We start from the raw sequence: 12,531 nt of genomic DNA on the forward strand, positions 1-12,531 counted from the left end.
AAAAGTATCTACTTCCCAAGAAGCATCCACTTCAAACGACCCGTAAGGGTGTTAAGTGGCGTGTAGTTCACATTAATTTACTTTACATCTAAAGCTATGTATTTACAAAAATAAAAGGGGTGAATTCTGCTAAATCCCCCCCTTTTTATTCTGTAAAATTTCATCATAATGTTAATAGGAAGTTTATTACTTCCATTACTCATTAGGTGGAGATTAATATGAACATAAAAATATGGATGGCAATTGGAATTACTGTACTATTATGGTCCTCTGCATTCGTTGGAATTCGGGCAAGTCTTGAAGATTATTCGCCTCAACATTTAGCCTTGATAAGGTTTAGTATCGCTTCAATTATATTTATTGTGATTTCGTTTTTTAAAAAGATAAGCATTCCAGAAAAGAAGGATATGTTTCGTATTTTCCTTTCTGGTTTTATAGGTATAGCGATGTATAACTTTGCATTAAATTATGGGGAGCAGAGGATTGAAGCTGGGGTGGCCAGCTTTCTCGTGAATACGGTGCCTCTTTTTTCCGCATTATTTTCCATGTATTTTCTAAGAGAGAAATTTTCCTTCTATCAATGGATTGGTTTTATGATTAGTTTTTGTGGTGTGCTGTTTATTGTTATTCGCCCTGAAACAAACTTCTCTATCGGTTTTAGTATCTTCGTGCTTTTGTTTGCAGCAATGACGCAAGCAATCATGTTCACGATTCAAAAGCCATTAACAAAAAGATATTCACCTTTTGAATGTACAGCTTATGCAATTTGGAGTGGTACGTTTGTCATGGTATGGTTTGGAGCAGGGTTAGTGAATGAAATCCAAGAGGCATCAATGTTCAATACTTTAATCATTGTTTATCTTGGGGTATTTCCAGCTGCCATTGCCTATTTTTTGTGGGCATATGTGTTATCTAAACTTTCCGTTTCAATAGCGACCACATTTCTGTATTTGGTGCCTGTTGGCGCGACTCTAATAGCTTGGAGTTGGTTGAATGAACTTCCAACAAGACTATCTATTGTAGGATGTTTACTCGTGATTGCTGGTGTCATTATCGTCAACCAAAAGAAATTTCGAGAAAGAAACAGAAATGTAGTACTACATGATGAGAAGCAATGTACATGATAGTACGGGTCTGATGAAAACATGTTTATGGAGAATTTTTCTCAATCCAAGAGGCTCTAAAGTCATCATAACCCCAAAGTTCAAACGACGTATTTTGAATAGCTGAATCCACAACGCGATTAATCATTGGATGGTATAGATGGATAATGAAATGTTCGTCTCTCAAATATGCTTCTATCTTATCTATCCATGCTTCTCTTTTACTATGATCTTGTTCGTACTGTAGTTGTTCAAGACCATCTTGTAAGAAGGAAAATCGTTTCTTATCTATAAATCTTTGAAAGAGGTTCGCTTCGTTATAAAAAGAATCCAAGAAGGATAGATGGTAATCACTTGATGCAACTTCACTAGCAAACAGCACATCAGCCTGTTCTTCTAATTGAGAAGAATAAAAATCATCCATATTAAAAGTGATACAACGAAAATAAATCCCGAAAGAATGGGCTTCTTTTATAATCCAGTTCGTTACTTCCAAGTCTTCGAAAATATTCTTAGTATAGATGGTCAACGTTTCACCTTGATAACCTGATTTCTCTAATAATGTGGGCACAAGTGTCTTATCTCTTACTTTCGATACAGACTTCCACGGAAATAAACTTGATGATTCTACTACATTTTCTCTTCCCAAATCGCTCCACATTTGCTTCATATCCAATAGATGAAACAAAGCACAGCGAAAGTCACTATTTTGAATGATAGACTGTCGATTAAAATTAAAGATTAAAAAACGAAACCCAACAAGCACATCTTCTTTCTTTTGTCTTGGTTTATGGACGGTTTCTCCCTTCACTTCAATAGATGATGTCAAAAGGGTGTTGGTTGCTAAAAAATAAAATTCGATTTCATCAATAAGTGGCCTCTCACGAAAGTAAGAATCGAACGCTTCTATCACAAGGACAGAATCCGAACGCTTTTTTAAAAAGAAGGGACCCGTGCCGATGAATTTATCTTCCTGAAAAGGGACATCGCTGGGTAAAATCGTCAGTGCAGGGAGGCTCATATAGCGAAGAAACAATGGATGTGGACGAGATAGTTGTATACGAATGTGATGGGAAGACAAGCATTCTATCGTCAAAATATCTTTAATAAGCCAATGTTTTGAAGTTGACTGTTGAATAAAACGCTCTAACGTATATTTGACATCTTCGCTGTGCAACATGCGTTGATGGTGGAACTGGACTCCTTTTCGTAAATAGAATGTCCATGTCTGATGATTATTTTCTGCTTTCCAACAATGTGCTAACTGAGGAACAACAGTGTCTGTCTCTTGATTATAGCTTACAAGTGTATTTCCTAATTGTTGCAATAAGTAGTATTCAAAGTTGATTGCTGATGCTGTAGGATCTAGGGTAACGATTCTTTTTGCAACCGTTAGTCTCAGAATTTCTTTTTCATACTCATTGGTTTGAAAACCTAAAAAACTTCTTATCTCTTTAGATAGATTCGTGATCCATGCATGTGGGATGGGAAGTCGCAATAATTGAAAAACATCCTCCATGTGTTCTTCTTCTAAACAATACAGCACAGTTTCTTCGATTTCTTCCTGCAGTGGTGTGGAAAAATGAAGGCGTGAAAAATGACCTCTCCCCCTACCAGGCAGATAAGTATATTTCCCCTCATTCTCAAATTTTTTTATTTTTTCTTTCACACTTTTCCGATTGCAGTACCATATATTCTCCATCTCTTGAAGTGTAAACTCCACATTGAGGTTCACTTCTCTTGGATATAAGTGGGCACGCATTTTAAAGTAATCTAAACTCTTCATGCTGTTCTCCTATCTTTTCAACATTACATTTAACAACAAGCATTGAAGTTACTGTTATAAGAAAAAAGGGGGGGTTACAGTTGATTATCCTCCCTTTTTAGTAGGAATAAAACACTGCATAATGAATGTAACTATTACAGCTTACATGTACAACATATTTTACACCAATCATTTATAAAAGACCATAAATCTGAATGTAGGGGAATGAGAATGATGCAAGAACAACGATTAATCAATGAATTTATGGAATTAGTACAAATAGATTCAGAATCAAAAAATGAAAGAAAAATAGCGGACATATTGAAAATGAAGTTCGCTTCTTATGGATTGAAAGTCATAGAAGATAATTCAGCTCACTCTACCGGACATGGTGCTGGAAATTTAATATGCACATTGAAAGGTACTCTATTGAATACAACTCCAATTTTTTTCTGTTCACACATGGATACGGTGGCTCCGGGGCAAGGAATTAAGCCCTCTATTAAAGATGGATATGTGGTGAGTGATGGATCGACCATTTTAGGTGCTGATGATAAGGCGGGTATCGCCGCGATGTTAGAAACAATACGAATTTTAAAAGAAAACCAAATACAACATGGTACGATTCAATTTATTTTGACTGTGGGTGAAGAACGTGGACTAGTTGGTGCAAAGGCACTAGACTTATCACAGATAAATGCAAAATATGGGTATGTCTTAGATCATGGAGGCCAAGTAGGGAACATTGTCACCGCTGCTCCCTCACAAGCCGAGTTGAGAGTGGAGATATTCGGCAAGGCTGCTCATGCTGGACTTGCACCTGAACAGGGCATTTCAGCGATAACCATCGCATCTCAAGCCATTGCAGAGATGCGTTTAGGACGCATTGACGAGGAAACAACAGCAAACATTGGTCATTTTCAAGGTATTGGCGAAACAAACATTGTTTGTGACTATGTTCAAATTACTGCGGAAGTACGGTCGATGGATACACTAAAATTGAATAAACAAGTAGAGATGATGAAAAATGGTTTTGAAATGGCTGCATATCATATGGGAGGTCAAGTAGAGATAGATGTACAGTATGTGTATCCTGGCTTTCAATTTGATGAAGGAGATTCTGTTGTACAAATTGCTAAACAGGCTGCTGATCACATTGGATGTTCTTTTCAATGCCAACGGACGGGCGGTGGAAGTGATGCAAATATTTTGGCAGGACTAGGAATACCTACTGTCAATTTAGCGGTTGGTTATGAAGATATTCATACAACTCATGAAAGGTTGTCCATATCCGAGTTTGGCAAATGTGTAAAAATGATGGTTGCCATTATTGAAGAAGTGGCAAAAAGATAAATTCAATTTGTTTGTATCTACACAGATGTATATAGCTTTGATTACAATGACAATGGGTTTCCTAACGCTGTTAGGGACTTCCATCTTAGATCCTAAAGGAAATAAAATCAACTGATAACCAACCTTCGTAACAAAAAGTATTGTAAAATGGGGATACTTACTATGTTAGGAGGCACTGTAGTGTGGAAGCAAGAACAGCGATTGTCGTCGGAGCAACAGGATTAGTTGGAAGCAACTTAGTTCAGAAATTATTAGCGCATTCATCTTATGCCAAAATTAAAATTTTTACACGACAAAAGATGGACTTACAGCATCCAAAATTAACATCTTTTGTTATTGATTTTGATCAAATGGAAGCCTATACTTCGCATTTTAACGTAGATGATGTGTACTGCTGTTTAGGAACCACGATCAAAAAAGCAAAGAGCAAAGAACAATTTCGCAAAGTGGATCTGGAGTACCCGGTTCGCATAGCTAACATGGCGCAAAGAGCTGGGGCGAAGCAATTTCTTGTCATCTCCAGTATAGGAGCTAGTAAACAATCCAACGTTTTTTACAGTCAAGTAAAAGGAGAAATGGAAGAAGAGCTCCAACAGTTACAACTCCCTCTACATATATTCCGTCCTTCTTTATTGATTGGAAACAGAAAAGAATTTCGCCTGATGGAGAAATTGACAGAGTGGGTGTCCAAACCGTTCACATTTCTATTTAGAGGAAAATGGTTGAAATATCGACCTATTGAAGCCGAACAAGTAGCTGAAGCCATGATTACACAAGCATTAAGTAACCATTCACTAGGTACACATATTTATGAGTGTGATCAAATAGCAAAGAGGAATCATTAACTAATTTTTTCTTTTTAAATTTGTATGTATAAGGTTAATGATTTCGACACATACTGTTATTGTCGATGCAACCAAGAGAGGTGTGGTACCGTTGAATGATTTCGACTCTCCACCATTTCATCAGAACCTTTAATCAGGTTGGAAAAGAATATGAATTGCAGCAACGCAACCCATAATTGATTCTAATCACGTTTGGGAACTGAACAAATTGCGTCGACCAGAGGAACCCTTCGGGGTTCTTTTGTTATGATAACGGCGTTTGATTCCGTGACAACTGGGGGTTACATCATGTCAGAAGATCACAAAGAAAGAATGAATCCAATTTCTAATGAAACGGTTGAAGTGGACGGAATATACCGAAATGAATGGGGATATGAGACAGTATTAAAGCGGGGAGAAACTTTTCCTTCTGATCCCCAACTTGGTACGGCGACTTGGGAACTTGTAGAATTTGCAAACGAAAGCTTAAAAAATGATCACAACAAAAACTCACCAACTCGACTTCACAGAGATCGCGGGGATAAATAAAGAGGTTGGAATTAGATGGAGACGCGTCTTCTCTAATTCCATCATGCCCCTGATTTGCTTCTAACTAAAACATGAAAAAAACAATAAAAAAATGCAACCTTTTCTCCTCTAACACGTATATATAAAATGTTAATTATGTTAATCTATATATATAGATATGATGTCTGAGGAGTGCTGTCAAATGAACATCGCCTTTTTCTTATTACCAAAAAAAGATGTTATGTATTTAACACCGAATTCAACCATTCGTCAAGCTTTAGAAAGGATGGAATACCATCGCTATTCCGCCGTACCTCTTGTTGATGAAGATGGAAAATATATAGGCACGTTAACAGAGGGAGATCTTTTATGGGAATTAAAAAATACACCTGATCTCAATTTAGAAAAAATTGAACAAACGAGATTAAAAGATATCCCACAAAAAGTCATCAATAAAGCAGTACATATTGATGCACAAATAGAAGATTTACTCACATTAGCGATTGCACAGAATTTTGTTCCTATTGTTGATGATCAAAAATCCTTTATTGGAATTATCCGTAGGAGAGAAATTATTGAATATTGCGCAGAAGTAATAAAGAACGGAACGGATTCATTAAATTATAAGAAATTATCATTTTTCAAAGAATAGTTTTCCCTTCATTTCTTTAATTAATTTCCTTAATCATAGCAAACATTCGTAATACATTAATATTAGCAACCTTATTTCCATTACTTTTTTCCTGTTGAGGATATCTCAACAGGTTTTTTTGGCACTACTTCCCTCTCGACTCATCAGTGCAAACCACTTCACTCACATGAATGTTCTGCAATTGCAAGGATCTGTAAGAACAATAAAGCGCCTAAATCTGAATAATCCCCGCACATTTGGAAAAATTAAAAAAGAGAAAAACACATCGCCCTGTATTGCAAGCTCTATGTTTCCCTCTACATTCATACCACTATTTTATTTTTAAGAAACGATGATTACCGATATCTTTTTCTATTTCTAACTTATTAAAGAATGAATTACTACTTACTGCTGGATTGTAAAAGTATAACGCATCTGGAACGACTTCTTCACCTAGGATAGCTTGCCTAGCTGCAATAATACTACTTTCAGAAGCTACTGCAGTATCTAACTTCCCGTTTTTGACCGGGCTAAATTGACCAGATTGATAAATCACATCTACAATCGTATTAGGAAATACATCAGATTCTACTCTATTCATGATGACATTTCCAACTGCTAACTGGCCTTCATAAACTTCATACCCTGCTTCTAGTTGTATTAATTTAGCTAATACATCTACATCGGGATTGGTCACAAGTTCTTCCATAAAGTACGGTATCGTTTGAATCACTAGCGCCCCAGGTTCGAACACTTCACCAAGATGAAGGTTACGCTCTTTAAGCAATGTTTCATCTATCTGTAGTGATTCACTGATGGTTTGCCATGAGTCACCTTCTTGAACAACATAAGGTGCAACTGCTTCTAGGCTTATTGTCTCTAACATTTCATCTTCTACGGTAAGATGAATATTCATTAACTCACTCATGAAACGCACGGGAACATACATCTGATGTTCCATTACCATTGGTGCAAAATCTAATAAATATAAATTATCATTTAATTTCATATTAAATTGATCTACATATAATGTGACTGGAGTTCCTTCTGCTAAGGTCATGTTGATACTTTGATCTTGATCGTTCCAAGTCATTTCCATCCCTGTTTGTTCTAATACTCTGATAGGAATGTACATTGTCCCTTCGATCAGTACAGGGTGGTTTGAAAGCTCAAGTACAGTATCTTCATATAGGATTTCTGTTTCAATGAGTGGTGTAGCTGCCTGCACTGGTACGAGGTACAGACTACAAAAGATACATACTGCAAAAAATATTTTCCATACATTTCTAAACATAAATATCCTCCTCGTCCAATACTGTAACATATTTTATAACTTTATGGATAGGTAAGTGTTTGAAAATGAGCCTGTTTTTTGTTATTTTTCTTCCATATGACTCAACATCGAACTTAAATCATTGGTAATATAAAACGTTTGATGTAGAATACAACTATACTCAGGTGTTCACTTTATTTCACCATGACCTACGTTTGCTAAATGTACGTGATTCGTGGATAGGGAAGGAGATCAGGAAAGGACATGCATAGCCCCTTATTTGAACAAATATATGCTGAATGCAGCAAATTAGAACAATATTTAGAGGAGGCAAGACAATTTTGTGATTTAGGAAAAGTGGCAGACTATATTCCCGAATTAACCCATGCGAATTGCTCTATGATTGGGTTGTCTCTTCTAGATACAAACAACAAAAACATACAGCTAGGGGAATATTCTATTCCTTTTACATTGCAAAGTATTTCAAAAGTATTGACGCTGATCCTTGCATTAATGGATCATGGTGAAGATGTCGTATTTGAATATGTCGGCATGGAGCCCACTGGTGATGTGTATAATTCGATGCTTAAATTAGAACTTGTACCTCCTGGCAAACCTTTCAATCCGCTTATTAATGCAGGTGCTATCGTGATTACTTCTTTAATCAAAGGGGATACGCCTGCCTTGAAGTATGAGCGAATATCCAATTTTGTGAAGGAATTGTGCGGAAGAACTAACATTAGTTATAACGAAAAAGTGTATGCATCTGAAAAATTAACCGCAGACCGCAATAGATCACTAGCTTACTTTTTAAAAGATGTAGGGGTGTTAAAAGGGAACGTGGATGAGCATTTGGATGTGTATTTCAAGCAATGCGCTATTGAAGTGACCTGTCATGACTTATCTCGAATCGGGATGCTGCTGGCAAATCAAGGAGTAGATCCCATCACGAAGAAAGAAATTTTTCCCGCTAGATATGCGCAAATCGCTTCTACTTTCATGGTGACATGTGGCATGTATAATGAGTCTGGTGAGTTCGCTATTCAAGTCGGATTTCCTGCTAAAAGTGGGGTATCAGGAGGAATTATTGGTTTTGTTCCCCATCAATTTGGCATAGGTGTCATTGGTCCAGCATTGAATGATAAAGGGAACAGCATCGGAGGATTACATTTATTAAAGCAAATTTCCAAGCAATTCAAGCTCAGTATTTTTTAATGACAACGCATAATGACAACACATATACCCCACCTATGAAAGCCACTTTGTTTAAGCTTTGTTGCTATTGTAGGTGGGGTACTTTGGTATACCAATTCGGTATTCCAATGATATGTCATCTTATTGTAATTTTTTTATTGATTATATAAAAACACCTCTCCTGCTATACCAGGTGTTGTCATTTCCAAAGGATTTAATATTTCATTCATTTCTTCTTCTGTTAAATAACTTCGTTCTAAAATAATTTCTTTCACTGTTTTACCACTGTGCAGCGCTTCTTTTACTATTTGTGCTGCCGTATCGTACCCAAGATGTGGGTTCAATGCTGTAATAATACCAAAACTATTTTCTACATAGCTTTTACATTGCTCTCTATTCGCTTCCATGTCTTTAATCATGTATTCATAAAAAACATGCACGCCGTTATTTAAAATATCTAGGGATTGCAATAAATTGAAGACGATGACGGGTGCCATGACGTTCAATTCAAATTGACCCGCTTCACAAGCCATGCTTATCGTATGATCATTACCTATAACTTGGAATGAAACTTGATTCATCACTTCAGCCATAACCGGATTTACTTTTCCTGGCATGATTGAAGATCCTGGCTGTCTTGTCGGTAATTTAATTTCGCTAAAACCAGTAAAAGGGCCAGAAGCCATCATGCGAATATCATTACTCATTTTAGATAAGTTCGTTGCGCATACTTTCAGTGCAGCAGATAGTTGCGCATAAACATCCGTATTTTGCGTCGCATCTACTAGATTATCTGCCGTTTTTAATTCAATACCTATTTGTTCAGATAAATAAATAGCCACTTTATCGATGTAAGCTTGCTTTGCATTCAATCCTGTTCCTACAGCCGTTGCTCCCATGTTAATGATCGTTAGCAGCTCACACGCCGTATGCAGACGATCTACATCTCTCTGCAGCACACTAGCGTAAGCGGAAAACTCTTGTCCCATTCGAATAGGTACAGCATCTTGTAGATGTGTTCTGCCTATTTTCAAAACATCATCAAACTCGTCTGCTTTCACTTTAAGACCGCTGACTAACTTTTTCAACGTCATCATTAATTTTTGTGTAGAGCGATATGCCGCAATCTTCAATGCTGTTGGTATCGTATCGTTTGTCGACTGTGACATATTGACGTGGATGTTCGGATTACATTGAAAATAATCCCCTTTATGCTTGCCCATTAATTCCAAAGCCCGATTGGCAAGCACTTCGTTCATATTCATATTGATGGATGTCCCGGCCCCGCCTTGGATAGAATCGACAATAAATTCTGACAATAATTCCCCTGCTATGATTTCATCCGCTGCCATAACAATAGCTTGTCCCATCGTTGGCTTCATCATCTTGACGTCCATATTGGCTCTTGCTGCTGCTTTTTTTACATCTGCCAATGCAATAATGAGTTCACGGTGTATTGGTATGCCAGTAATCGGGAAATTTTGAACAGCTCTTAACGTCTGGATACCGTAATAAGCGTCCCCTTTCACGTCCATTTCCCCTAAAAAATCCTTTTCTCTACGAAAATTCATAAACATCCCCCTATTGATTGACCACTTGACCTACAACATAAAGTAGGTCACTTCTACAATATCTATCATACGATGTCATTTTATCATATTTACAATATGAAAATTCATTAATTTGAAAATATAATCATTCATTATGACGTATCGTAAATCATGCATGACAATAGGGGGAGTCATTTCATTTTAATTATCTTTTAATACAATATAATTGATCGCTGGTTCACCTTGTGATAATCCGACGACGGCAATCGAAAGTGCTTCGCCTCTTCTCACCATCGCAGGTATTTCTAATACAACATTATTCGTTCCTGCCACTCTTACTTCTAACGGAAGGCTTCCAGGTTCCACTTCAATATATGGGGTGACATCTTTGTAAGAAATGTTGGAAAATACCACGTTGCCACCTTGTACCGCTACGTCTACCGCTGGACTGTCAGGGGAAAGATGAATCGCTCTCACTTTTGCTTTACCAGGAGGAACGAATGGTTCATCTAATATAGGTAATAGTTCTATGCCATTCCCGTTGTTCTCCACAGCTGCCAAGGTGATATGTGCACCTTCCGGTACTCTTACTCTCTGCTGTAATACTAAGGTTTGCCCGTCTGTCGTGTAAATTTCTATCGTGTATTCGCCTGGCATGACTTTTACATAGTCTGTCATGTCTTTAAAAGAGACCCCTTTGGCGAACAACTCTCCATTCACAAAAATATCTACACTAGGTGCATTCGGTGCAGCATGCAGTGCTCTGACTTTTGTGTATTCCCTTCTCGATATATGGGTAGGTGCTTGCGGATACCCATAGTACCCGTTATACGCTTGTTGCTGCTGATAGTAAGCTGGATTTTCCGTTTTCATCGCTGTCATTTGGAAAGGGTCTCCATATGACTCTACCCAATTGGCCAACTGCTTCAAAGCAGCCCGATACTCACGATGATAATATTCGCATAACTCTGGATTTTTAGATTTATAGTACGCCGCTAACATGCCATACAAGTTTACTTGTTGAAGCATCGTCATCCAATTCAATGAAGCACACACTCCTTCCTTATTTCGTCGTACTATATGTATACGATAAAAAAAGAGGAGCATGCATAAATCATGTTATTTATAGTGGAAGCTTCTTCATATCTTGTCCGTAATAATAAAAGAGTGCGGCCAACCATCGGTCTAACCCGAAGGCGACACAACCAGAGTACAATGCTTGACCATCGCGTCCTGTAATATTGTATTTTTCACAGAGGACATCTTCACAATAGTTAAATGAAGCGATAGAATAGTGCTTGTCATCACCTACGTTCACTTCCAGCTCATATTTTGCATCGGTGACGAGTTGAAACATCGCTTTTTGTTGTACATCATCATAGTGGAAAAAAGGGTCATGTGCAGCGATAATATGTCCTGTCATATCTAGTTTGCAAAATAAAGTCCAGACCGCTTGCATTAATTGCTCTCGCATGAAGATGACCCACTGCTGATCCCCTACAAATACAATTTCTCGCATCATAAATTCATTTTTACGGAAAGTATTTAATTTCCACTCCACTTCATGGCGAAAACAGGGCCCTTTTGCAGTGAAGATATGATGGTTGTCCCATTTTTGATTACCTAATTCTTCGTAACAATGATAGCAAATACACGGTTGTAAGTAGTCCCCCGTGTGCGTAAACCATTGATCTTGACCTTCGTTACTTTTTCTGAATTGTTCGATAATTTTATGTTGATGTGGAATATGATGAACGGCGTAAATGTGTTGAGGAAAATTTTTATGATATTGATTTCGCTGCATGTTTTGCTCATGCAGTATGGTAGGATAGCTTCGCATTTGGGCTTTTACTTGTTTTGCTATGGCAAGCATTTCGGCATCTAATTTCTCCAACAGTGCCAGCTCCACCTCGTTGTAGTATGCACTTGTTTTTTTAGGATGGGGGTGTTGTTGTTCCTGCTTTATTGGTAGTGAGTGATGATGTTTCGTTTCGTATTTTTTTACCGCAGGTTTTTCAATCCACCTTGTCGCCGCAATATGTTCAATTAATGTATTCATTTCACTCTTCAGCACCGTACTTTCTTCCTCAGTTCCTTCATACTCTAGTACGATTTTATTTTCACTTGTATTCACTTTCACCATATTGATGTGTTCCGAAATAAACGGTATACGATCCCTCAATTCATTTCTCTGACGTAGTGAAAATTGTGATGGAATAGCGCAATATATTTTCATAGGCTGTCCTCCCACTCTATATCGTGGATGAAGGTAATAAATAATAAGTTGATGAAACAAGTTCATTCATCTTA

The 12,531-nt window shown here is 37.4% G+C and carries 11 protein-coding genes; 6 read left to right on the top strand and 5 right to left on the bottom strand.

Translation table 11 applies throughout. The features are described 5' to 3' along the window. Positions 1–218: 218 nt before the first annotated feature. Positions 219–1,124 carry a DMT family transporter gene (locus D1Z92_RS12805; protein WP_128896076.1) on the top strand — a complete coding sequence of 302 codons (906 nt, stop codon included), beginning with the start codon at positions 219–221 and terminating at the stop codon, positions 1,122–1,124. Between the two features lie 25 nt (positions 1,125–1,149). Here D1Z92_RS12805 and D1Z92_RS12810 read toward each other — a convergent pair whose 3' ends face one another. Further along, on the bottom strand, positions 1,150–2,889 hold the full coding sequence (locus tag D1Z92_RS12810; RefSeq protein ID WP_128896077.1) for an ABC transporter substrate-binding protein: 1,740 nt from the start codon (positions 2,887–2,889) through the stop codon (positions 1,150–1,152). A 210-nt stretch (positions 2,890–3,099) separates the two neighbouring features. Here D1Z92_RS12810 and D1Z92_RS12815 point away from each other — a divergent pair, with 210 nt between their 5' ends. The 4 genes from D1Z92_RS12815 (at position 3,100) to D1Z92_RS12830 (ending at position 6,225) form a co-directional block, all read left to right on the top strand. Continuing rightward, a complete protein-coding gene (locus D1Z92_RS12815) occupies positions 3,100–4,221 on the top strand; it encodes a M20/M25/M40 family metallo-hydrolase (RefSeq protein ID WP_128896078.1) in 1,122 nt (373 codons plus the stop codon). Between the two features lie 182 nt (positions 4,222–4,403). Further along, entirely contained in the window at positions 4,404–5,066 is a 663-nt protein-coding gene (locus tag D1Z92_RS12820; RefSeq protein ID WP_128896079.1) for an oxidoreductase, read from the top strand. 288 nt (positions 5,067–5,354) lie between these two features. After that, on the top strand, positions 5,355–5,594 hold the full coding sequence (locus tag D1Z92_RS12825; protein ID WP_240666724.1) for a hypothetical protein: 240 nt from the start codon (positions 5,355–5,357) through the stop codon (positions 5,592–5,594). 181 nt (positions 5,595–5,775) lie between these two features. Then, on the top strand, positions 5,776–6,225 hold the full coding sequence (locus D1Z92_RS12830) for a CBS domain-containing protein (RefSeq protein ID WP_128896081.1): 450 nt from the start codon (positions 5,776–5,778) through the stop codon (positions 6,223–6,225). 310 nt (positions 6,226–6,535) lie between these two features. Here D1Z92_RS12830 and D1Z92_RS12835 read toward each other — a convergent pair whose 3' ends face one another. Further along, positions 6,536–7,498, bottom strand: a complete 963-nt coding sequence (locus D1Z92_RS12835) for a cell wall hydrolase (RefSeq protein ID WP_164931614.1) — start codon at positions 7,496–7,498, stop codon at positions 6,536–6,538. Between the two features lie 243 nt (positions 7,499–7,741). Between D1Z92_RS12835 and glsA the strand changes: the two genes are divergently transcribed. Beyond that, a complete protein-coding gene (glsA, locus tag D1Z92_RS12840) occupies positions 7,742–8,692 on the top strand; it encodes a glutaminase A (protein ID WP_128896083.1) in 951 nt (316 codons plus the stop codon). 134 nt (positions 8,693–8,826) lie between these two features. Here glsA and D1Z92_RS12845 read toward each other — a convergent pair whose 3' ends face one another. From D1Z92_RS12845 to D1Z92_RS12855, 3 genes are all read right to left on the bottom strand, one after another. Further along, positions 8,827–10,242, bottom strand: coding sequence for an aspartate ammonia-lyase (locus tag D1Z92_RS12845; protein ID WP_128896084.1), 1,416 nt, complete (start codon positions 10,240–10,242; stop codon positions 8,827–8,829). A gap of 180 nt (positions 10,243–10,422) precedes the next feature. Further along, on the bottom strand, positions 10,423–11,256 hold the full coding sequence (locus D1Z92_RS12850; protein ID WP_240666726.1) for a DUF4397 domain-containing protein: 834 nt from the start codon (positions 11,254–11,256) through the stop codon (positions 10,423–10,425). 88 nt (positions 11,257–11,344) lie between these two features. Beyond that, entirely contained in the window at positions 11,345–12,457 is a 1,113-nt protein-coding gene (locus D1Z92_RS12855; RefSeq protein WP_128896086.1) for a class-II aminoacyl-tRNA synthetase family protein, read from the bottom strand. Positions 12,458–12,531 lie beyond the last annotated feature (74 nt).

It is taken from the genome of Longirhabdus pacifica (genome assembly GCF_004115085.1).
Taxonomy (GTDB): domain Bacteria; phylum Bacillota; class Bacilli; order Paenibacillales; family DSM-105158; genus Longirhabdus; species Longirhabdus pacifica.